The sequence below is a fragment of the Flavicella sp. IMCC45668 genome, assembly GCF_057219105.1.
Map to the genome: position 1 here is coordinate 2038043 of NZ_CM170114.1, position 22667 is coordinate 2060709.

Consider the following 22667-nt stretch of genomic DNA (forward strand, 5'->3'; position numbering starts at 1 on the left):
GATATTATTCACATCATAAAGTAACAGATATGTTTCGATTGATACTACAAATCTACTCCTGTTCCTTGCAAAGAATCATCATGTCCCCACATAATCAACCAAGGATCTTTAGTTTCTAACTGAAAAGCTCTTAATTTTTCTTGTAATCTTTCTAAGGTTGCTTTGTGTTTTTTATCAGAAGCCAAGTTTCTTAATTCATTAGGATCCGCCTCTAAATCAAACAATTCAAATTCAGGTCTAAACAAATAGTCTTTCACTTTTTTCTCTCCAAACATTTCTCCATGCTCGCGATAAATTCCTTGCCAAGTAGAAGCCGCCCATAAATCTGAGGCAAATGGATAATCTAAACGCCATGCTATATTCCAAATAAGTTTATAATTATTATCTCTGACTACTCTCATTGGGTAATACATGGTAATTTCATGAAAATTATGCGAGGCATAAACCTCATTCCAACCTTTCGGTTTTTCATTCTCTAGTACTTTATTAAAAGAACGTCCATGAAATTTATTTTTACCCGCATCTACGTTCGCCATTTCTAAAATAGTAGGGGTTAAATCTGCCCAAGAAATCATAGCATCATTGGTAATTCCCTTTTTTGAACTTGTAGGATCTTTTACGATACACGGTAATTTGATGCCAGGTTCATATACAGTAGTTTTAGCTCCAGGAAAAGCCATTCCATTATCTGAAATATAAAAAACGATCGTATTATCTGCTTTTCCAGATTCTTTTAACATCTTCATCAACTTACCAAATCCTTGATCGATTCTTGATACACTCTGATAATACTGTGCTATTTCTTCCCTACTTTGCTGGGTATCTGGTAAGAAGCTTGGAACAAGTACATCTTTTGGATTATACACAACTGTTTCTACCCCCTTATACCCTTCGGTTTTATTTCCAAAAGTATTTGGATCACTCCATACTTTAGGCTGAAAAGGTGCCCCTCTATGAGGATCATCGGTACAGAAATATAAGAAAAATGGTTTTTCCGAATTCAACACTCCTCCACATTGCTCTGCCATTTCTACCGTATTTCTTGGATCTGCATTTAATACCGTATTAAAATGATATACTTTTTCTGGAGCCACATGATATTTACCTATTCTTGCAGTTTCATACCCATCTTCAGCTAATAAAACAGGTAATGATTTTACATGATCGTACGTACTAAAATGATGATAGTCATGTACATGTCCATAAGACCCTGTTGCATGTCCGAATTGCCCCGTTAGGATTACTGACCTACTCGCTGCGCAACTTGCACTGGTACAATAAGCATTATTAAAACGAACCCCTTCGCTTGCCAATTTATCTAAGTTTGGAGTTTTTATTACAGGATTTCCATAACAACCCAAAGCATCTGTTCCATGATCATCAGCTACAAATAGAATAATATTTGGTTGCCCTTTTTTTGAAGTGTTTACAGGTTCTTTTTTTTCATTACAACTATGCAGTCCAAACATCAATACGGTGGCACAACTTAGCAAAAGAAGATTTCTCATTTTTTTCATTATCATTTTTATTAGTTTGATTTGGAGTACCTCAAACCGGTACACTCAGCAAAACAAACGCTTTTTAGAAAAATTCTTGTTTTCATAAATTTATAAAATGTCTGTTTCCGTCCATTCAAACAAATCTATGCGTCATTATTTTTTCCTTCTTCTTCAAACTTCTTCTTCATTTCTGCTGCATACTTACCAGGAGTAATTTCAAATTTTTCTTTAAAAAGTTTCGCAAAATGAGTTCTACTTTTAAAACCTGTCATTACATACACTTCATTGACTGATAATTTTTTCTGAATCAAAAACTCACCTGCCTTCTTTAGTCGATACTCTTTTAATAACTCAAAAGGTGTTTGATTTGTCAAAGCTTTTACTTTTTGATAAAAGTGTGTTCTATTCAAGTACAACTCTTTAGCAAACAAATTCAAATCTAACTCTTGATTGTCGAGATTTTCAGCCATCAAATTATATAACTTTTCTAAAAAAGCGTTATCATTTCGGTTATTACTATTATTTTCCTTCGTCAAAGGAATTCCTATCTCAAAACGCTCTCTTAGACTTTTGCGATTTTGTAACAAGCTTTCGGTTCTTGTAAGCAAATGCTCCATATTAAAAGGTTTTTTAATATAGGCATCTGCGCCATCTCTAATCCCCTGAATACGATCATCACCTGTTGTACAAGCTGTCAATAATATTAATGGAATATGACTTGTTTTAACATCAGATTTCACATTTTTACACAAATCCAAACCATTCATTTCTGGCATTAAGAGATCCGTAATAATGATATCCGGCCACTCCGTATCCAAGGCATCGAATAACTCTTGACCGTTACTGAATATTTTAACTTTAAAAAACTTGGATAAATTCTCTGAAACGAACATTCTCATTTCCAGATTATCCTCAGCATAAAAAATCACAGCCTCTGAAAATTCTCTATCTAATTTTATATTAGAAATATTTTCATTGTTGATCAACTGTACACTAGACTCATGTTCTTTTTCTGCCGTTAGTATTACTTCTTCTCTTTTTACCTCATCTTCCGATGGTAATGCTTTTACTATTGGTAATTGAACATTAATAGTGGTTCCTTCTCCAAAAACACTCTCCGCTCCAATATAACCATAATGCATTTCAACTAAACGCTTAGAAAATGCCAATCCAATACCAGAACCTCCCGTATAAAAACTATGCTTTTTCTGAGATTGATAGAAACGTTCAAAAATATGCCCTAAATCTTCTTCATCAATTCCCTTTCCGGTATCAACAACGGAAATTATTAGGTCTTTATCTTCTACCTTATAAACAACTGAAATTGTATCCTCTGCTTTGGTATATTTAAAAGCATTATTTAATAAATTATTAAAAACTTTCTCCAATTTATTGCGATCTGCAGAAACGTAAATATGCTTACCTTCATTTTCGGATACTAAATTTTTCTTTTCTATTTTGGCTTTAAACGCAAAATCACTAATCAATTCTTCAATAAATGTATTGAAAGAAAAATGGGTATAGTTCATTTTTAATTGATTGGCATCAGCTCTCTGGAAGTCGTGAACCTGATCTACCAATTGCAACATTTTTTTAGACTGTCTTTCAATAATGCCTAATTTTTCTTTAATGTCAACATTATTTTTAAACTGACTTAAAAGCAAATCTACAGGTCCAGAAATTAGAGTCAAAGGAGTTTTAATTTCATGAGAAATATTCGAAAAAAATCTAAGTTTTGCAGCATTTACCTCTTTCACTGCATCCACTTCTAATTGTTCTATCTCTACTTTATGATTCAGCGATTGGATTTTTAATACAATCTTTACGATCGCAAACACGGCCAGGGATAATAACAGGAAATAAACCACAAAAGCTATGGGAGTTTTCCAATAAGGAGGAGAGATAACTATTTCCAACTCTTTTGGTTTAGACCAAGTTCCCATGGAGTTTGAAGCCATTACTGAAAGCTTATATTCCCCCGGTTGCACACCGCTGTACTGCACAATTCTTTGATCAGAAGGTACTACAATCCACTCTTCATTTATTGGGGAGAGCTTATACTTCAACTGATAATTGTTTGGTATTGAATAATGTAATGAATTTAGCTCAACAGAAAATACATTTTCATCGAAATTCAAATTCACTTGTTTTACTTTATCCAAACTTTTCTCTAACAGCACTCTATTACCAATAGAATCACCGGGTGCTATCACTTTATTGAATAATTTAAACTTCCCAAATTCTAATTTTGGCAACTGTTCGTTTCTTGGCAACTCTGAAGGATTGAAATAACAGATTCCACTCAAACCTGAAAAGACAAATCTATCTTTTTGTAGGCGAACTGCAGAGTAGGTAAAATCTTCAAATGGCAAACCATTTTCTTTTCTGTAATTTGTAAACCTATTGTCCTTAGTATTGAATTTGTTTAGCCCAATATTAGTAGAAATCCATAAATTATACTCCTCATCATAAATGATGCTCTTCACAACATTATTTGTAAGACCATCTTTTTCCGTAAACGGCAAAAATTCTGGATTCCTATCACTATGAATCACTTTACATATTCCTCCTCCTTCAGTACCAATCCACATTTCATCATTCGGCAACCTTATAATTGAGGTTACAAAATTGCTAGAAATCGAATGTGCTTTTGATTTATCAACGTTGTATTGTGTAACGATCGCATTTTCTAAAGACTTACCGCCTGACATCTCTAAACGATACAAACCACCTGAATCAGAACCCACCCAAATGAAATCATATTTTGGATCTTGATAAATTTTTCTCACCAAGGTGATATTGTTATCTATAAAAAATGGGTTTTTATTAATTTCTTCAACAGATTCAACTTCACCACTTTCCGATAAATTAAATTTGTAAACATTATTTGCACATCCTGCCCAAATATTTTTCTCCTTGTCTTCAGTTATGTATACTGGCTTAAATGATCTAGTAAATTCATACCCGGGAACACTAATTTTTTGAAGTTTGTGAGTTCCGTATTTCACGAACATAAACCCGAGTCCACCCGTGAATTTAATCCACAAATTTTTTCTTGAATCCACAAAAATATTTCCCACTCGTAACTTAGACTTATCTTTATAATCAAAGGTCAACGGTTCAAATGTATGCGTATCTGTATTAAACAAACCAACGCCTCCTTTATTTGCGCTTGCATAGAAACGAATAGAATCAAATGCTGACATATGCAATACTTCCGTGGTAAACAACCCATGCTTATAGTTCATCTCTGCATTGAACTTTTTAAAAGAATTTTCTTTTAAATCAAATCGATACACTCCTTTATTAAAAGTTGCCACCCAGCATCCAAAATTCTCTGAGGCGTAGGTGTCACTGACACGGATCAATCCATTTTTAGTACTAAATTTTGTGATTTTTACTTTGCCACCGTTAATAAGTGTATTTACGTTATCTACATGGATAACACCATCACTGGTTGTACCAACCCAAAGATTTTGTAGTTTATCCACAGAGATGGTAACAATATCTTTTTCTTTTAGCAAGCGTTTTTTTATTTTGAAAGAAACTGTACCGTTGATAACTTTATAACTCATTACCCGCAAACCATCTCCATTTGCAGCAACAATAATACTATCATTAACCACATTGTGTACCAAACTATTTTTTATTTCCTTTGGCTCAACTTTCTTAAAGGCCCCTGTTTCTATATTCAACAATACCAAGCCGATATTTGAAGAAAACAAATAATTGGCTTTATCAAACTCGCTACCTCCGTAAAACTCAATATGCCGACTAGAAAACTCTCTTAGAGGAACATATCTATTATATAGGCTGTAATCTTTATTAAACACTAAAACACCATTTCCCTCTGTAGCACAAATAATAAAATTTTGATCTTTGCTAAAAAATATCTTTCGTACAATCGGTCCATTTACACCATTCTTCTCAAATTTATTCGCATAAATGACTCTAAATTTTTCTGTTGCATAATCAAACAGACTAATTCCCTGATCTGTTCCAATCCATATATTCCCGTTGAAATCTTCACTAACACAACGAACACGGTTACTTACTAAATAATCTTTCTCTAAGGTGTTTTTATATATTTCAAATTCATATCCGTTATAGCGATTCACACCATCATAAGTACCAAACCACATATAACCTTTAGAATCTTCTAAAATAGAAGTAACACCATTATGCGCTAACCCGTCAGAAATGGTTAAATTCTGAGAATATTCAAGCGTAGATTTTTGGGAATACCCAATGAAAACAATGAACAAAAGTATTATTGGAAGAACACCTTTAAAAACGATGGAATTTGATTTCATAAAAACTTGCGTCTTGGTTAAGTAAGTTAAATGCTATAAGCTACAATATTAAAAATAAAAAACGATTCTATATGGTAATTGATTTGTCGTACCCATTTCTAGATATCAAAATCGACATAATTTATTAATTTTATTTTTAAGCTCATAGCTTAGAAACAAAAACCAAACCAAATTTGTAATTTACTATAGGTCAATATTATCTTATATTTTGAATAAAACCAGAGTTTTAAGAAGATTACAAATTAGAAAACCATAAATCAGTTGTGTTTCTATTCAAATAAATGCTATGATAATGTTTCTGACCTATTTTTTTATTTCTAATCCCATCAAAAACCTACAATTTTGAGGATCGTATAATTTCTCAACTATCAAAGGAATAACATTACTTCACAAGAAATTAAAACCTAAAAATGATACTTTAAAAGGCATAACTAAAATAAACACCATAAGAATCAGCGTTAAATTGTGGAACCAAAGTAACTCCCTCTGTTTTTAAAAAAGGATTGAATGTTTTAAAAGGTTCAAAGTAATACACCAATTCTGTCACAAAAATACCTAAACCAGCTCCAAACAAAACATCAGAAACCCAATGTTTGTTGTTCACAACTCTAAAAGCTCCGGTGGTAGCCGCAAAAGCATATCCGCTATATGCGAATATAGGCGCCGTATGTTGAAATTCCTTGCTCAGTACAGCAGCATTGGTAAATGCAAAACTAGTATGTCCCGATGGAAATGAATGTTCAGAACCTTCTGGCCTAGTTTTAGAAGTTGTCCTTTTTAAGACATGAGTTATTACAGAAGTTACCCCATTGGCAATGAATAAATTTTTTGATTGATCAAACCAATGATTTTTTGCCTCTACTCCTAATACATCTGCTGCGTACATCTGTAGTACTGGTATGTAAGGAAGAAAATCATCAATACTATTGTAATAATCATTACCAACTGTATTTCTAATATTTTCTTGCCATTTTTTTTCTACTTCACTGTTATTTAACAACAAACCAAACCCCATCAAACTTACAGGAATTATAGAACTTTTTAGCAAAGCCTTTTTGGATTTTATTTTTTTATCAATTGAATTTGAAGCTATTGAATCCTTTTTTTGGGCACACACTCCTGTGACCATCAAGACACAGAGTAAAAAACTATATTTAATTCTTATATTTTTCTTCATAGCGTTACCAAAATAACTAAAATTTTCTATGTGCGTAGTGAATTTATTTCTTTTAATAACGCTTCAATTTCTTTTTCTAATTCTTTTTCTGAACGTAAACTAGAATCCAACACCAGCAGTCTTTTGTATTCCTCAGAAATTTTATCTAAATCTCCTTCTTCAGTTGCTATCAAGGCTTTTACCCAGACTGCAGATAATCTATAATCATTATTTTCGCTCAACTCACCCACTGTTGCCAAAGCCTCCGCTTTTCTAAAATTTTTATTTAATAAGGCTTCAATTGCCGCAACATTCTCCTTACCGTAAGTTTCTTCAAATATTTCCCTGTCAGTTTTTTCTTGTTTTTTAACTTGCGTTCTTTGATCTAAATCTTTCAACATTTCGGTTTGCACCTCTATAGATTTCTGATTATTCTCCATGCTGTTGGTATCTCCAATATAAGATGTTAACAATCCCGCCGAAGTCAACTGTCTATCACCTGATATGACGCCTATCAACGTTAATAATCCACCTGCTGCTCGAGTAGTCTCAATGCCTAACCGCTTAGACCGGAGTTGCTCTAACTTTAAAGCATAGAGATTTTCATCTCCAGTAAATTTAACATTCACATGTTTGTATTTTTCTTTACTGATTTTTTTAATCGCCCGTTCATACGCTTCAAAATTTGCAGTAGCAACTTCAACTATTGCCGTGTATACTATTTTTTCTCCAGTATCCAATCGGACATCTCTAGAACCAAATGTTCCATAGTTGTACGTTACTCCAATTTTTGTACTATCATTTTTTGTGATTTGTACATCTTGAGCTTTTAATGATAAACCTATTAAAAGTGCCAATATTATTGTGAATCCTGTTTTCATATTATAAAATTTTAATTAGTGACTTCTATTAACAACAGCGATACTTAGTATTAAAAACCCTATTATTATTTAAAAAAAATAAAATATTAGGGTTTTTAATCAATTTGTGCGCTTCTATGTATGAAGGCATTTTATAAGCCACATTAAACCATAAAATATGACAATCATGAAAAAAATTATTTACCTAACAATTATGTTAATCGCTAGTATCTCTTTTGCTCAAACCAATGAAACCCCGGAAGAAAAAATAGACGCCTCTAAACCAACAAATTTCTACACCCTATTAGACAACACTTTTGAGGTTACCGCTTCAGAAAACCAAAATGTAATGGGTTACCGAGGAAAATTTATGTTTGCTCCATCTGAAGCACATTTAGTACTCGCTGAAGTACCGATTCTGTTTAATGATAGAACAAACAAAGCCGGTTTTGGAGATCTAAGGGCACGTTATTTTTATTTACCTTATAAAAACTACGACAAATTTGTAGGTGCCTTCGGACCTTCTGTAGATGTATTCGCTCCAACAGGAAGTTTTGAAGATGGTATTGGCTCTGGTAGGCTTATAGTATCTCCGGGACTTACGGTAGGACTCATGGCTTCAGAAACCATTCAATTCTTTCCTATTCTTTCTTATCAGTATTCTAGCAAGCCAACCTATAACAACCCTTTACCAGAGGCTGATATTGCTTTACATGGGATGTCTTTTCAAGTAATTACTCCTATTGTATTTTCTAAAAAATTCTTTACGCAAATTACACCCATTTATAAAATGAATGATTTGAACAACGAAAGAAAAGATCGATTTGAACAAGAAGTATTTGCTTCCTATTCACTTACACCAAAACTACAGTTAACAGGATACTATAACGGAAAATTTCAAGACAAAACACATACAGTAAGTGTTGGATTGACGATGTTCCTGTAAAACATATTCAAAAAAACAGAATAACTCATTTGTAAATTCAAATGAGTTATTCTTATTTAAAACAAGTATTTTTACATCTTAAGAATTACACAAATGGATATTCAGAAAACAGAAAATAAAACATTATGGGTTACCCTTGTAGCCAATTTAATTTTTGCTTTAGCAGGATGGATAACCTATAAGTATACAGGTTCACAAGCGATGTTACTAGATGGTAACTTTTCTTTCGCGTTGGGTTTTGCTACTTTAATTGCAATTTTTATTTCTAAAAACAAACATAAAAAAACGGCAACTTTTCCATTTGGTCAATATGTGTACGAAGCAGCTTTTGTATTATCTAAAGGTTTATTGATCTTAGGAATTATTGTAATGGCTTTTTCTCAAAACCTAATGAAAGTAATCAATTACTTTCAAGGACATAGAGCAAGCCCTATTGTGATGATTCCTATCTACTATTATGTGATTTTTATTCTAATCACCACTTTTTCGTTGCTCTACTATTTCAAAACACAGAACAAAAAAATCAACAACAGAAGTAGTTTGTTATTGGTAGAAGCCGAAAGTGCGAGAATTGATGGTCTTTTGACGATTGTAACTGGTTTTATTTTTTTCTTAATCTCCTTTATTCCCAAGGAGTCTTCTATCAATTTTCTAATATATATTGGGGACTCATTGATCGTACTTACAATGTGTCTATTCATGATTAGCAGCCCAATTGGAATTATTAAAAATTCATTTATTGAGCTTAGTGGTGGTACCATTCAAAACAAGGAAGAAAAAAACGAAATTGAGACATGTATAAAAAACAATATGCCTGAAAAAATTGACTACGAAACCTTTATTTCAAAAGTAGGTTCAGGCTACTTAGTAGTAATTTACCTAAAGTCAAAATCCAAAAATATAAACGTTGAGGAAATTGAAAGAATGCACAAAATCATACTCGAGCAACTAATCTCAACCTTTAAAGCTGTTAAATTAGAAATTGGTCTTAAACTAGAGTATTAATCGAATAATTGCAATATCATCAAAAGCAATAAAACCTTTTTCAGTGAGTTTTGTAAACTGATTTTCAAAATAGTCTTTTATCTCTTTTCCTGGCTTTTCTTTTAAAAACAAATCGGCCACGTCCAACTTTTGTTTTGCATGTATTAATTTCCCCAAACCATCTGTAGCAATCGCGACATCAGTTACCTCTGTAAACAACGTAGATTCAATATCATTTTTATAAACTTCTTCAAATTGCTCTGTCAAATGATAGCCTAAAAAATTGGGTATGTTATTTTGGTCTATTTCGGTAATTTTTCCGTTTACAGAAAAAATCCCATCACCACTCACATGAATAGAAGCTTGTTTTGTCTTTTTATTATAGATTAACAAAACCAGGGTAGACAAAAGTTCTTCCATCTGTAAAAAAAATATTTTTTTAGCTTTTTTCACATCTTCAAACAACTGACTTAAAATATATTCTCCTATTTCATTGGCTACCATATTTTCAAGATCAAATTCTTCAAGAATCTCTTTCATCTGAGGCAATACCCTACATGTTTTAAACAAAGACTTTGCAAACAAATTTGAAGTAAAGTGACTCTCTTTGGCACTAGAACAACCATCCATCACAGCGCAGACAATTATATCATCATTTAACTGATGACTAAATAAAAAATCTTCATTAAAATTGGCGTGATGCATACCACGCTTCAAAAGAGACAATAACTCCATTCTATTTTTAATATTGGGTTCTAATTAATACAGCGTAAAAAAACTACAGAAACCCTAATTGGGGTTAAATATCACTTTGCATAAATTTCTTTAACCAGGCTTTGGCTACTTTCCAGTCAATTTCAATGGTTTTAATAGACACTCCCAATTCATCTGCAATTTCTTGCATTTTCATCCCACCAAAAAACTTCAACTCCACCACTTTCGCCTGTCTTTCGTGTACATTTTCTAAATGCTCCAGAGCCTCATCAATTGCCAATACGTTCCCTTCTTTTTCCGGCGTAAAGGCAATGCCTTCTTCTAAATCAATTCGTTGTGCACCCGCTCCCCTTTTATTGGCATTTTTTTTACGAGCATGGTCCACTAAAATTCTACGAATGGCCTGAGCGCCTACTGCAAAAAAATGAGAACGCCCTTTCCAATCAATATGGTCTTGATCTACCAAACTCATATAAGCCTCGTTCACTAATAAAGTAGGTTGCAGGGTATGTCCTTTTTTTTCCCGAGCATATAATTTTTCTGCTATCAAATGAAGGTTATCATAGACCAATGGATACAGTCGTGCATCTCTATTTTCAAAAGAACTATCGTTTAATATTTTAGTTACATTATTTTTATCCATATTTTAGTACAACTTATTAATTTAACTCTATGCAATTTATTAAATAATTTTAAATGACCTATCTACTAATCACTTTATTGATTCATCTATTTGGGGCCTCATCAGATGAAATTTTCATGGCTCCGCAAGTAATGGAACAAATAAAAAAACATGTTGAAGACAAAGACCGAAAAGACAAAGTGGTTGCTTGGATGAAAGAAGGGAAAAAAGAAATCAAAGCAAATCAAAAAATACATACTAAAAATTTAAAATTATTAAAAAAAGCTTTGAGCGATGATGATGTAACTTCAGAAGAGGTGAAAACTATATTTAGAAATGATTTGAATTCTTCTGACGAATTATTTTCAAAATTAATTTCCTTGAGGTTAAAAATACAAGATGAGTTGCTTCAAAATGAATGGGATGAGATATTAAAACCTGCCATATACCCTTCTGAAAAAAGGGATAAAAAAAATAAAAAATCGGTTCAAAAAGAAAAAGTAGCATTTGAAGAACTTTTGCAAAAAACAAAAGTAAAGGTGGATGAAATTATAATTTCTTCCGAAAAAAAAGAAATTATAAAGCAGGCTTTTCACGTGTTCATTCAAGAAATAAAAGATCACTTTGAACACAATCAAAATTACAACTACAAGAACAACGCAATTTTAAGAGATAAAAATGCTACAAAAGAAATGTTAGAAAAAGTAATTGCAGCAAAAAATCAGGTTCGCATGGACGTAAATACCTCTTTTCAGAATTTTTTCACCATAGCCAAAGAAAATACAACGGATGAAGAATGGGAGGAAATACGAAAAGCGATCCAAAAAATGATATAACAAGGTCCATTTGTTTTTTTTAATGCTATTCATTTTCACTAAGTTTGTTTTACACATCCATAACCACCGCAATGCAGGATAATTTACACGAAAAAGCAACTGAAATAATTGGAAAAGCAATAGAACTTGAGCCTTCCAAAGCTCGAATTTTTATTGAAAAAACATGTGGGGAAAATGTCGATTTAAAAAAGGTTGTCTTTGAACTCTATGAAAACATCTTAGAAGACGACAAACAACAAACATCAAAAAAGGAGGAAGAAATAGTTTCTAACAGAGGTTTTTCAAAATCAAGAATCGGAGTGCATCAAAAAAACACGACCACTCTAATCAACAACCTCAGCAATGCAATTTTTGGCAATAAAATTGGTCGCTTTGCAAGCCTCATTATATTTCTGCTTATCATTTTTATTGGTGCTTTCACCATAAGACATCAATACCGCATGCGCCTTATGGAAATAGAACGCCAAGAGCAAATGGCTATGTTAAAAATCCATGCCAAATCCTTAGAACAATGGATAGATATCAATGAAGAGTTGATTCGTGAAATCGCAGCCGACCCTAAACTAATTGAAATTACCTCCAAATTAGATCAAATTGTATTAAAAGACCCGACTTACGAAAGTATTAAAGATCCTATATCTTCTGAAAAAACGTACCAAATTGTAAACGAAATTCGAAAAAAATACAATTTAGAATCTTTGAGTATCCTAAACAAAAGAGACCCTAGATTCATGTCTATCACTGGTGAAAAATTAAAAGATTTCAATGCTGTAGCTCCCGACGTACATCTAGGTAACAAAGGATACGATTATTTCACAAGTTTTCAAGAAAAAAAAGATTTCTTGTTTATTCCACCAACGCATGACACAGAACGTTTCAAAAGAATGCCTTCAGAACTAACACCTTCTACTCTCTGTACTTTTGTACAACCTGTATGGAAAGATGGTAATTTTATTGGATTAATAGCTTTTGACTCTAATGTAAATGGCGAGTTTTCTTCAATTTTAAATCTCTCTCATCACAATGAAACAGCGGAAACTTACGCATTTAACACTGATGGAAGAATGCTCTCTAGGAGTAGATTTGAAGAAGATCTTCAGAAGACTTTTCTGTTAGACAACGACGCTACAAAAGAATCAAGCTTTAACATCGTTTTATTAAACCCTGAAGCTAATATCTATGAACTAGAACAACAAAAAGTTCCACAGATTGATCAAACGTATACCAAAATTGTTTCTCAAGCTTTATACCACATCAATAAAAAAGATGAAGTTTTCACAGGCTCTATTTCTGAACCTTATAATGATTACAGAGGAATAAAAGTAATAGGAGCATGGTTATGGTTTCCAGAATATAATTTTGGGTTGATCAATGAAATTGATGAAAGCGAAGCTCATTTAGCATTGCGTTATTTTGATGGTGCCTTTTATTTATTCTTAGCTTTTTTACTTGGCTTAACAATTCTTTTATACAAAAGCAACGTTCGATTGGCTTCATTTGGAAAAAAAATAAAAGACTTTCAAAAACTAGGACAATACCACTTGCAACAAAAATTAGGAGAAGGAGGGTTTGGAGAGGTTTACAAAGCTGAGCATACTTTTTTAAAAACACCCGTAGCGATAAAACTCCTAAAAAAAGAATTTATTGGTACCGATATGCTAGACCGGTTCCAAAAAGAGGTCAAAGTAACCGCTTCGCTATCAAACCCAAATACCGTACGTGTATTTGACTATGGAACTTCGCAAGAAGGGCAGTTTTATTATGTTATGGAATACCTGAACGGTGTAACCTTGGATAAAATAGTAGAGCAAGCCTCTGAAATGCCAGTGGGTAGAGTCATTCATATTTTATTACAAATAAGCTATTCATTATCAGAAGCACATCAAAAAGGATTGGTTCATAGAGATGTAAAGCCAATGAATATAATGATCTGTAATCAAGGTGGACTCTATGACACGATCAAATTATTAGATTTTGGCTTGGTAAAGAATATAGACACTTCTCAAACACAACAAACTCAAATAAACAGAATCGGTGGAACTCCAATGTTTATGGCACCAGAAAGATTGAGAGATCCATACAATGCAAATCATAAAGTTGATATTTATGCTATTGGAGCCGTTGGACTTTACATGCTCAGCGGTCAGTTTTTACTTGAATTAATTTCTCAAAAAATGTTATCTGGTCAAACTACCTTAGAAGGTAATTTAAGAGAACAGCTCATCGAGAGAAAAGATGTTCCGCAAGAATTAAAAAACCTTTTGGAAACGTGTATTTCTTTTTCTGTTGATAAAAGACCCGAAACCACTGAAATTTTAATTGACAATTTAGAAAAACTAAAAGAACAATACCCTTGGTCTAGAAAACAAGCTAAAGATTGGTGGAAAAAATACGATGTATATTCATAGATATATTTTAACCGCTATCTAATGAACCGCAATTAAATAAGAAACACTAAATTGTAGAAAAAAATGTTATGCCTAAAATCTGGCAACTTTCTATTATAGAATTTTCTAAAGAAACAATTATTTCTGGGACGATACTTCACACAGAAAAAAAACAAAGAAATGCATCCAAAGCGATAGAAAATGCAAAATATATTATAGCGACCTATCGAAAAAAGACATTTTCAAAAAAACAAATACAAATAATTTGTGGAGCCACAGAACTGATCGCAACCACAGATAAATCGGGGTACTTTTCTATTACCACCACAAAAAGACTGACAACTCACCCCACAATACTCAATTGTGATTCCAAAAAAGAAATACCTTACCATCAAAAATACCCTAGCATTTTTCATGATACTAGTGGTAAACTTTCCATTATTTCAGACATTGATGAGACCATATTACACTCCTATACAAAGTCTGCCACAAAAAGAATTTACACCACCTTGTTCAAACCACCTCATAAAAGAGGAGTTATAGACTTTACAAAAGATTTATTTTTAGCGTATCAAGATGCTCAACCGAGATTCTTTTATGTTTCTAAAAGTGAAAGCAACCTATTTAAAATAATTACCGAATTTTTAACAACTAACAAACTCCCTAAGGGAATCCTTTTTCTTACTCCTTACCTAAATTTCAAAAAGCTTATTACAAATCAAAAGGAAGTTGATTTTAAAAAAAATACTATTGAAAAAATAATACAACTATCCCCAAAAAAAGAATTTATTTTAGTGGGCGATGATTCCCAAAACGATGTTCGCATTTATACTGAAATAGCGAAAAAATTCACAAATCAAATTTCCTATATTTTTATTCGTCAAACTAAAAAATCGCTAAATTCAACGAAAGTAAAAAACTGGAAATCTTTACAAAATACAGGTGTAAAAGTGCACTATTTTAAGAAAAACGAAACCTTTAACCCAAACGTATTATGAAACTATTATTCGTTGTAAATCCAATTTCAGGTGACATCGACAAAGAACCCTTTTTAAACGAAGCCATGGAGCTTTGTTCTCTATACGGAATTGACTTTCGAATATTTAAAACTACGGGAAAACAAGACAAACAGAATTTAAACACCATCCTAACTGAATTCTTACCTGATAAGGTGGCCTCTGTAGGTGGTGACGGAACAACTTTATTTACTGCCATCGCTCTTTTAAACACGAATATTCCCATGGGAATCATTCCTCTCGGATCTGCCAACGGAATGGCAACAGAACTTTATGTCAATCTAGATCCAATACAAGCTTTAAAAGATTTATTATTATCGCAAATGATACATGGGTTAGACCTTTTACAGGTTAATGATACCCATTACAGCATGCATATTGGTGATATCGGTTTGAATGCCAATATTGTAAACTCCTACGAAAAGGACCCAAACCGAGGAATGATGACCTATGCAAAATATTTTCTTGAAGAATTGCAACAACTTGAAAATTTTGACATTCAAGTAACAACTCCCGATGAAAAAATAAACGCATCTGTATTTATGGCTGCTATTTGCAATTCAAGAAAGTATGGAACAGGGGTTCCTTTGAATTTAATCGGAAACCCAATGGACGGTAAATTTGAAATTGTTTTGATGGAACAGTTAGATTTGACTTCATTGATAAAAGCGGGATTATCCGCTTTCAACGAAAAATTTTATACAAATCAACAAAGTATAACGCTGGTTACTGAAAAAGCTACACTCAACTTTAAAGAACCTCGTCTATTACAGCTAGATGGTGAAGTGATCGGAAAATTTAAAACCATTGACATCGAACTTATCAAAGGAGCTGTTCAACTTATAACTAACAAAGCAAATAGGAATATTCAAAATCAACACACTTTATAGACCATCATATATAACAGAATAAATGGTAATTTTAAAATTGCTCTCATTCGTAAATAATATCAAAAAAAAATCCTCACAAATAATATTGCAAGGATTTTTTAAGTGACCGCGATAGGATTCAAACCTACAACCCTCAGAGCCGAAATCTGATGCGCTATTCAGTTGCGCCACGCGGCCTTAATTATTTATGACAAAGACTCTTTTACAACCACAGATATTGTTTTTCCATCTGCTTTCCCTGCCAATTGTTTTGAAGCCAAGCCCATCACTTTCCCCATATCTTTCATGCTAGCAGCACCTGTTTGAGAAATAATTGCTTTGATTGCTTCCTTAATTTCATCTTCACTCATTTGTTCTGGCAAAAACTGAGCTATAACCTCTGCTTGAGCTAATTCCGGAGCAGCCAAATCTTCTCTACCTTGCTCTGTAAACAAAGTTGCACTATCCTTACGTTGCTTCACTAACTTCTGAACTAATTTTAATTCTTGATCCTGAGTTAACTCTTCTTTAGCTCCACTTTCTGTTTGCGCTAATAAAATTGCCGATTTAACAGCTCTCAATGACTCTAAAGCAACCGTATCTTTTGATTTCATTGCCTCCTTTAACTTGACCATCAATTCTTTTTGTAAACTCATTTTATATCTCTTTAAATATTCTATTCAAACCGTTTCTTAACTCGGACGTAAATATAAACAAATCCTAATTCCAACAAAATAAAAAACCCGCTATATAGCGGGCATTTTAATCTGTAGGGGTACATTTCTTAATCTACATTATCATGTAGAAATGAATTATTTGACCTCAATTGAATTTCGTCATTATCATCAATACTTAAGGTTGTTCTAGATTGAGTGGTATCCAAAGAATTTACATCATCTAAATCTACACCATTTCTCTTATAAGCAGGAACTTTTTCAATGTCATCAATATTTTGAGGAACATTGTTGTTAAACTTATAATTGAACCTTTTCATTTTTTCTCTTCTGCTATTGGCTGTTTGTTGAATTTCAGAAATTGTAGCATCCAAAGGGCTTACCTCTTTCGCTCCAATCACATCCATATCCTCCACTACAACTTCCTCTTGCTTTTTTAAGGTAATCTCTAACTCTTCATCAACTGGAATCTCTATTGCAGCAGGCTTCACCTCTTCATGATCAACTACTTTGATATTATTGATATCAATTGTTGATGCATTTTTGATCGTCGGTTGAATATCAAAATCCTCTAAACTATAACGAATCGTTTTCGGTTCTTCAGGTTCAGCTTTTACTTCAATATGACCATGAACTTCAATTTCATTAATATCCAATGGTTTTATTTCTTCTTCAGCAACATCTTCTAAAGTATATCTCTTTACCTCCTCAACCTTTGGAGTTTCTGTTACTACAGGAGTAACCTCTTCATGATCTACTACTTCAATTCCATTGATAAAGTCTTCTACACTATCATCTAAACTAAAATACACAGGCTCTTCCGTTGATTTCGCTTCTGCAACTTCTGCCTTTACTTCTTCTGCCCCAACAACGTCTATATCAAACAGAAGATCCATCTGAACTGGCTTTTCTTCAACAATTTCAACAGGTTTTGACTCCTCTGGTTCCTTTATAGAATTCACCTCTTTGATTTCAAACTCCTCGTCAGCAAAATCAGAAAGATCGTGTAAAATTTTATCAGATGTTATCTCTTCAAACTCCACATCTAAATTCTGAATTACATTTGTTGTTTTTACAATCTGATTTGGTACTTCTTCCTCTTCCTCTCCAAGTTCATAAACGATTTTACTATCTTCAACAGGAACTTCTTTTTGTCTGTTCAGAATCTGAGATTTTAAAGAATTTTTTTCTTCAAAACTATAGATAGCTTTCTGTTCATCTTCCAAAGTGTGTATTACTTTTTTCACTTCAATATCAGAAATTGTTCCCTGCTGGTCAGCAGCGAAACCTGTAGCAACAACGGTTAATGAAATTTCATCCTCTAAATTATCATCTTCACCAACACCCATAATGATATTGGCATCATACCCAGCTTCTGTTTGGATAAAATCATTAATCTCACCTATCTCATCCAAAGTAACTTCTACTTTCCCTGAAATAATTAATAAAAGTACATTCTTTGCTCCTGTAATCTTGTTATCATTCAGTAATGGAGAATCTAAAGCCTTTACAATCGCATTTTTCGCTCTATTGGTTCCAGCCTCTTTTGCAGATCCCATAATTGCAGTTCCACTGTTAGATAAAACAGTTTTTGCATCATGTAAATCAATATTTTGTTTGTAATGATGTGTAATCACTTCCGCAATACCTCTTGAAGCTGTTGACAGCACCTCGTCAGCTTTTGAGAACCCTGCTTTGAACCCTAAATTTCCATAAACTTCTCTAAGCTTATTATTGTTGATTACAATTAATGAATCTACATTTTGACGTAACTCATCCACCCCTTTTTGAGCTTGTTGTGTTCGCATTCTACCCTCAAACTGAAAAGGCATCGTAACAATACCCACAGTAAGAATATCCATATCCTTCGCTATCTTAGCAATGATAGGTGCAGCTCCTGTACCTGTACCACCACCCATACCAGCAGTGATAAAAACCATTTTTGTTTGTGTGGTTAGAATACTTCTAATTTCCTCCAAACTTTCTTTAGCAGCTTCCTCTCCTACATCCGGATTGGCACCTGCACCAAGTCCTGAGGTTAATGAAACTCCTAACTGTATTTTATTAGGAATTGGACTGTTCTCTAAGGCTTGTGCATCTGTGTTACAAATGACAAAATCCACCCCTTTAGTGTTTTGCTGAAACATGTGGTTTACAGCATTGCTTCCACCACCACCAACACCAATAACTTTTATAGTGTTAGATTGTGACTTAGGCATATCAAATGAAATGTTATCGAATTCTGTGCTGCTCATAATAACGGGTTCTTTTTGACGATTAAATGGTTATTTTTTTCTTTTTCTGCTATTCTGCGTTATCTAAAAAATCTCTAAATCTCTCAGAGAATTTTTCAAATATTGATTTCTTTGGAACTGGCTTTGCAACGGGTTCTTCCACTGTTGGTTGTTCAATTTCTGACTCTTGATTTTGCTCTGAAACCGTTTCTTCCGCTACCTCTTCATCACCTCCAAGATTAAATTGTTCTCGCTGTGGTGCTTCTGCTCGTTCTTTCTTCTCTTGCTTTTCTAGACCCTCCATAAGCAAACCAACTGCCGTTGCAAAAGTTGGGCTACTCAAAGTTTCATCAGAACCTCCTGCCAAGTGTTCATTTGGATACCCAATTCTTGTATCCATACCAGTAATGTATTCTACCAATTGCTTTAAATGTTTTACCTGAGCGCCCCCGCCCGTTAAAACAATACCCGCAATTAATTTTCCTTTTTGAGTTTCATGTCCATAATTTTTAATTTCCAGGTACACTTGCTCAATTATCTCTGTTACTCTTGCATGAATAATTTTTGATAAATTCTTTAAGGTTATTTCTTTCGGCTCTCTCCCTCTTAATCCAGGAATAGAAACGATTTCATTTTCTTTATTTTCACCTGGCCATGCTGAACCAAACTTCACTTTCAGAAGCTCAGCTTGCTTTTCAATAATCGCACAACCTTCTTTAATGTCTTCAGTAATCACATTTCCTCCAAAAGGAATCACTGCTGTATGACGAATAATACCATCTTTAAAAATTGCTAAATCTGTGGTACCACCACCGATATCAATCAAAGCAACTCCAGCCTCTTTTTCTTCTTGACTTAATACAGCTGATGCCGAAGCTAAAGGCTCTAAGGTTATCTCAGATAAGTCTAAACCTGCACTCTTAACACAACGACCAATATTTTTAATAGAAGAAACCTGCCCAACAACAACATGAAAGTTAGCTTCTAATCTCCCTCCATACATCCCAATGGTTTCTTTGATATGCTCTTGGCTATCTACTTTAAAATCCTGTGGTAATACATGAATAATTTCCTCTCCTGGTAACATTACCAGTTTATGTACTTGATTGATTAAATCCTCAATATCAGATTCATCAATTACTCTATCAGCATCATCTCTAGTAATATAATCACTATGATGTAAGCTTCTGATATGTTGACCTGCAATTCCTACTACAACATCATTAATATCATACCCAGATACATTCTCAGCTTCCTCTACGGCTTGCTGGATAGAAACTATGGTTTGTGTAATATTGTTCACAACACCACGCTTTACACCCAGACTTTTTGCCTTTCCTATTCCTAAAATCTCAAGTTTCCCATATTCATTCTTGCAACCGATAATGGCTACAATTTTTGTAGTTCCAATATCTAATCCAACTGAGAAAGTCTTTTTTTCCATAATTTAATTCTTTGTACAAACAACCTGGTTGTTGAATTTTAAATTAATCGATTTATATTTTTCCAACTCATTACTCTGAATTACCTCATTGTAAAAAGCTTCTAATTTTTTAAATTTAACATTCAAATCTTCTATTTTTCCAATCTGAATCTCTTGATCGTATTTCCTTGTTCTAAGCACGTAATTGTTGGCCGCATTTTTATGCACACCAACGATCAAATTTGACAAAAAATTATCACCGTTTATTTTAGTCACAAGACCATAAATAGACGCCAAATCCTCCTCAACTACATTACCAGAAACCAGCAAAACCCTAGCAGAATAATTCAAAGACAAAGGCATTTTAACACCTTGCTTATCAATATAGTAAACTTCATCTCCACTATGAATTCTTGCAATAGGGGTACGTTGTGTTATCACTGTTTTCACAATTCCATCTATCGTCATAAAGACCTTCACCTTTTCGACAAGTGGATTCTGAAACACAACACTTTCCAACTCATGTAAATTTATTAATGATTTTGGCTGGTTTTTAAGATCACCAATATTTTGTATTAACAATTTATTAACCATTTCATGAGAAAGAAATAAATTTGCTCCGTTTGCAAATTCCACGATGGGTTCTTGCACTAATTTGGCTCCATTTCTCTGAGAACCAAACCCGTACAAAAAAGCTACTACAAGTAGTAAAACAACGCTTTTTATGTAAACAATATATCTTTTCATTTTTAGTTAACTATCTGTTTTTTTTCACAAAAACAACCTATATCAATTCTAATTTTAACTGCTCAGCAATCTCCTCTATCAAAACACCGATATCCCCAGCACCCATCATCACTACAACGTCCGCATTCGATTTTTTCAATTCATTTAAAACTTCAACTTTATCAACAATTTTTTTCTCTTTATTGTCAATTTTATCTAACAACCAACGAGAAGTAACTCCTTCCATTGGCAATTCTCTTGCAGGATAAATATCCAACAATAAAAGTTCGTCAAATCTAGCTAAACTTTCTGCAAATTCCTCAACAAAATCGCTCGTTCTACTAAATAAATGTGGTTGAAAAACTCCAACTACTTTTTTATTTGGGTACATCTCACAAACAGCATCCGCAACTGCATTAATTTCAGTAGGATGATGTGCATAATCATCAATCAAAACAAAATTATTCGTTTTGATTTTATAGGAAAACCTTCTCTTTACACCTCTAAAACTTTTCAACGCACCAGCAATAACATCCAAAGACAATCCATATTGCTCTGCTAAAGCAACTGCTGCTAAAGCATTTGACAAATTATGCCTACCAGGCAATCCAAACTCAATATTATCCAGAACTGCTTTTGGTGTTTTTATAGTAAAACTATAGGCTCCTTTTTCAACTTTTATATTCGTAATTTGATAGTCTGCCTCCTCTTCTATCGCATAGGTCAACCCAGCTAAAGGCAAACCTTTACAGACAATTAATTTATCTGTAACCTTTTCTGCAAACTCCCTAAAAGAGTTTTCTAATACTTCCTTTTCTCCATATATATCTAAATGATCTGCATCCATTGAAGTAACGCAAGCCAAATTAGGCGACAATTGTAAAAAAGACCTATCAAATTCATCTGCCTCTACTACAGAAACTTTATCCCCTCCTAATATCAAATTAGAATCGTAATTTTCTGTAATCCCACCTAAAAAAGAAGTAGCATCCGTACCAGAAGCTTTCATAATATGACCCAATATAGAAGAGGTCGTAGTTTTTCCATGAGTACCAGCAACCCCCAAACAAAAGGTGTTTTTCGTAATCTCTCCCAAAACTTGAGCGCGCTTTATAGTATTAAAATCAGCATCTAGAAAAAAGTTCAACTCTTTATGATCCTTAGGTACCGCTGGAGTATAGACGACCAAAGTACCAGCAGCAACCTTAAAAGCTTCTGGTATCAATTCTAAAGCATCTTCGAAATGAATTTCCACCCCCAAGTCAACCAAAGCACTTGTGATCTCCGTAGGAACCCTATCATAGCCTGCTACCTGTTTACCATTTGCACAAAAATATCTTGCAATTGCAGACATACCAATACCTCCAATTCCAATAAAATAAACTCTATGTATTTCTTCTAAATTCAA

At 33.3% G+C, this 22667-nt stretch carries 17 protein-coding genes and 1 tRNA gene; 6 read left to right on the forward strand and 12 right to left on the reverse strand.

The genetic code is table 11. The annotated features are described in order from the left end of the window. Nucleotides 1–44 precede the first annotated feature (44 nt). The 4 genes from AC2DZ0_RS08415 to AC2DZ0_RS08430 all read right to left on the reverse strand — a co-directional run bounded on the left by AC2DZ0_RS08415 (nt 45) and on the right by AC2DZ0_RS08430 (nt 7849). Nucleotides 45–1508, reverse strand: coding sequence for a sulfatase family protein (locus tag AC2DZ0_RS08415; RefSeq protein WP_484641236.1), 1464 nt, complete (start codon nt 1506–1508; stop codon nt 45–47). A 134-nt stretch (nt 1509–1642) separates the two neighbouring features. Further along, nucleotides 1643–5812, reverse strand: coding sequence for a hybrid sensor histidine kinase/response regulator transcription factor (locus AC2DZ0_RS08420; protein WP_484641237.1), 4170 nt, complete (start codon nt 5810–5812; stop codon nt 1643–1645). 418 nt (nt 5813–6230) lie between these two features. Further along, complete coding sequence (locus AC2DZ0_RS08425; protein WP_484641239.1) at nt 6231–6989, reverse strand: phosphatase PAP2 family protein; 759 nt, start codon at nt 6987–6989, stop codon at nt 6231–6233. 26 nt (nt 6990–7015) lie between these two features. Further along, nucleotides 7016–7849 carry a hypothetical protein gene (locus tag AC2DZ0_RS08430; RefSeq protein WP_484641240.1) on the reverse strand — a complete coding sequence of 278 codons (834 nt, stop codon included), beginning with the start codon at nt 7847–7849 and terminating at the stop codon, nt 7016–7018. Nucleotides 7850–8015: 166 nt separating this feature from the next. On the opposite strand from AC2DZ0_RS08430, the gene AC2DZ0_RS08435 reads away from it, so the two are divergent. Both AC2DZ0_RS08435 and AC2DZ0_RS08440 read left to right on the forward strand, forming a co-directional pair. Further along, entirely contained in the window at nt 8016–8774 is a 759-nt protein-coding gene (locus AC2DZ0_RS08435; protein WP_484641242.1) for a hypothetical protein, read from the forward strand. Between the two features lie 93 nt (nt 8775–8867). Beyond that, entirely contained in the window at nt 8868–9779 is a 912-nt protein-coding gene (locus tag AC2DZ0_RS08440) for a cation efflux transmembrane domain-containing protein (RefSeq protein WP_484641244.1), read from the forward strand. Here the strand turns inward: AC2DZ0_RS08440 and AC2DZ0_RS08445 are convergent. Next, nucleotides 9768–10493, reverse strand: a complete 726-nt coding sequence (locus AC2DZ0_RS08445) for a protein phosphatase 2C domain-containing protein (protein WP_484641245.1) — start codon at nt 10491–10493, stop codon at nt 9768–9770. The two genes, AC2DZ0_RS08440 and AC2DZ0_RS08445, sit on opposite strands and share 12 nt — an antisense overlap. Before the next feature lie 64 nt (nt 10494–10557). Next, on the reverse strand, nt 10558–11115 hold the full coding sequence (locus AC2DZ0_RS08450) for a sigma-70 family RNA polymerase sigma factor (RefSeq protein WP_484641246.1): 558 nt from the start codon (nt 11113–11115) through the stop codon (nt 10558–10560). Nucleotides 11116–11168: 53 nt separating this feature from the next. On the opposite strand from AC2DZ0_RS08450, the gene AC2DZ0_RS08455 reads away from it, so the two are divergent. From AC2DZ0_RS08455 to AC2DZ0_RS08470, 4 genes are all read left to right on the forward strand, one after another. Further along, nucleotides 11169–11930 (forward strand): hypothetical protein, encoded by a 762-nt coding sequence (locus tag AC2DZ0_RS08455; protein ID WP_484641247.1) that lies wholly within the window; start codon nt 11169–11171, stop codon nt 11928–11930. A 71-nt stretch (nt 11931–12001) separates the two neighbouring features. After that, a complete protein-coding gene (locus AC2DZ0_RS08460; RefSeq protein ID WP_484641248.1) occupies nt 12002–14338 on the forward strand; it encodes a serine/threonine-protein kinase in 2337 nt (778 codons plus the stop codon). A 68-nt stretch (nt 14339–14406) separates the two neighbouring features. Then, nucleotides 14407–15315 (forward strand): phosphatidate phosphatase App1 family protein, encoded by a 909-nt coding sequence (locus AC2DZ0_RS08465; protein ID WP_484641250.1) that lies wholly within the window; start codon nt 14407–14409, stop codon nt 15313–15315. After that, nucleotides 15312–16223 (forward strand): diacylglycerol/lipid kinase family protein, encoded by a 912-nt coding sequence (locus AC2DZ0_RS08470; RefSeq protein ID WP_484641251.1) that lies wholly within the window; start codon nt 15312–15314, stop codon nt 16221–16223. The genes AC2DZ0_RS08465 and AC2DZ0_RS08470 overlap by 4 nt, the downstream gene beginning before the upstream one ends. A 103-nt stretch (nt 16224–16326) precedes the next feature. On the opposite strand, the gene AC2DZ0_RS08475 is transcribed toward AC2DZ0_RS08470, so the two are convergent. The 6 genes from AC2DZ0_RS08475 to murC all read right to left on the reverse strand — a co-directional run bounded on the left by AC2DZ0_RS08475 (nt 16327) and on the right by murC (nt 22667). Next, nucleotides 16327–16400, reverse strand: a tRNA-Arg gene (locus AC2DZ0_RS08475). An 8-nt stretch (nt 16401–16408) separates the two neighbouring features. Continuing rightward, nucleotides 16409–16858 carry a GatB/YqeY domain-containing protein gene (locus tag AC2DZ0_RS08480; protein WP_484489653.1) on the reverse strand — a complete coding sequence of 150 codons (450 nt, stop codon included), beginning with the start codon at nt 16856–16858 and terminating at the stop codon, nt 16409–16411. 128 nt (nt 16859–16986) lie between these two features. Beyond that, complete coding sequence (gene ftsZ / locus AC2DZ0_RS08485) at nt 16987–19131, reverse strand: cell division protein FtsZ (protein WP_484641252.1); 2145 nt, start codon at nt 19129–19131, stop codon at nt 16987–16989. A gap of 49 nt (nt 19132–19180) precedes the next feature. After that, nucleotides 19181–20554: a cell division protein FtsA gene (ftsA, locus tag AC2DZ0_RS08490; protein WP_484489655.1), complete on the reverse strand. Its 1374-nt coding sequence runs from the start codon at nt 20552–20554 to the stop codon at nt 19181–19183. A 3-nt stretch (nt 20555–20557) separates the two neighbouring features. Further along, on the reverse strand, nt 20558–21280 hold the full coding sequence (locus tag AC2DZ0_RS08495; RefSeq protein WP_484641254.1) for a cell division protein FtsQ/DivIB: 723 nt from the start codon (nt 21278–21280) through the stop codon (nt 20558–20560). A 37-nt stretch (nt 21281–21317) separates the two neighbouring features. Then, nucleotides 21318–22667: a UDP-N-acetylmuramate--L-alanine ligase gene (gene murC / locus AC2DZ0_RS08500; protein WP_484641255.1), complete on the reverse strand. Its 1350-nt coding sequence runs from the start codon at nt 22665–22667 to the stop codon at nt 21318–21320.

Excerpts from the sequence above, each read along its gene's own strand:
- AC2DZ0_RS08415 (WP_484641236.1), bottom strand. The coding sequence starts at position 1,508 with ATGAGAAATCTTCTTTTGCTAAGTTGTGCCACCGTATTGATGTTTGGA.
- AC2DZ0_RS08420 (WP_484641237.1), bottom strand. The coding sequence starts at position 5,812 with ATGAAATCAAATTCCATCGTTTTTAAAGGTGTTCTTCCAATAATACTT.
- AC2DZ0_RS08425 (WP_484641239.1), bottom strand. The coding sequence starts at position 6,989 with ATGAAGAAAAATATAAGAATTAAATATAGTTTTTTACTCTGTGTCTTG.
- AC2DZ0_RS08430 (WP_484641240.1), bottom strand. The coding sequence starts at position 7,849 with ATGAAAACAGGATTCACAATAATATTGGCACTTTTAATAGGTTTATCA.
- AC2DZ0_RS08435 (WP_484641242.1), top strand. The coding sequence starts at position 8,016 with ATGAAAAAAATTATTTACCTAACAATTATGTTAATCGCTAGTATCTCT.
- AC2DZ0_RS08440 (WP_484641244.1), top strand. The coding sequence starts at position 8,868 with ATGGATATTCAGAAAACAGAAAATAAAACATTATGGGTTACCCTTGTA.
- AC2DZ0_RS08445 (WP_484641245.1), bottom strand. The coding sequence starts at position 10,493 with ATGGAGTTATTGTCTCTTTTGAAGCGTGGTATGCATCACGCCAATTTT.
- AC2DZ0_RS08450 (WP_484641246.1), bottom strand. The coding sequence starts at position 11,115 with ATGGATAAAAATAATGTAACTAAAATATTAAACGATAGTTCTTTTGAA.
- AC2DZ0_RS08455 (WP_484641247.1), top strand. The coding sequence starts at position 11,169 with ATGACCTATCTACTAATCACTTTATTGATTCATCTATTTGGGGCCTCA.
- AC2DZ0_RS08460 (WP_484641248.1), top strand. The coding sequence starts at position 12,002 with ATGCAGGATAATTTACACGAAAAAGCAACTGAAATAATTGGAAAAGCA.
- AC2DZ0_RS08465 (WP_484641250.1), top strand. The coding sequence starts at position 14,407 with ATGCCTAAAATCTGGCAACTTTCTATTATAGAATTTTCTAAAGAAACA.
- AC2DZ0_RS08470 (WP_484641251.1), top strand. The coding sequence starts at position 15,312 with ATGAAACTATTATTCGTTGTAAATCCAATTTCAGGTGACATCGACAAA.
- AC2DZ0_RS08480 (WP_484489653.1), bottom strand. The coding sequence starts at position 16,858 with ATGAGTTTACAAAAAGAATTGATGGTCAAGTTAAAGGAGGCAATGAAA.
- ftsZ (WP_484641252.1), bottom strand. The coding sequence starts at position 19,131 with ATGAGCAGCACAGAATTCGATAACATTTCATTTGATATGCCTAAGTCA.
- ftsA (WP_484489655.1), bottom strand. The coding sequence starts at position 20,554 with ATGGAAAAAAAGACTTTCTCAGTTGGATTAGATATTGGAACTACAAAA.
- AC2DZ0_RS08495 (WP_484641254.1), bottom strand. The coding sequence starts at position 21,280 with ATGAAAAGATATATTGTTTACATAAAAAGCGTTGTTTTACTACTTGTA.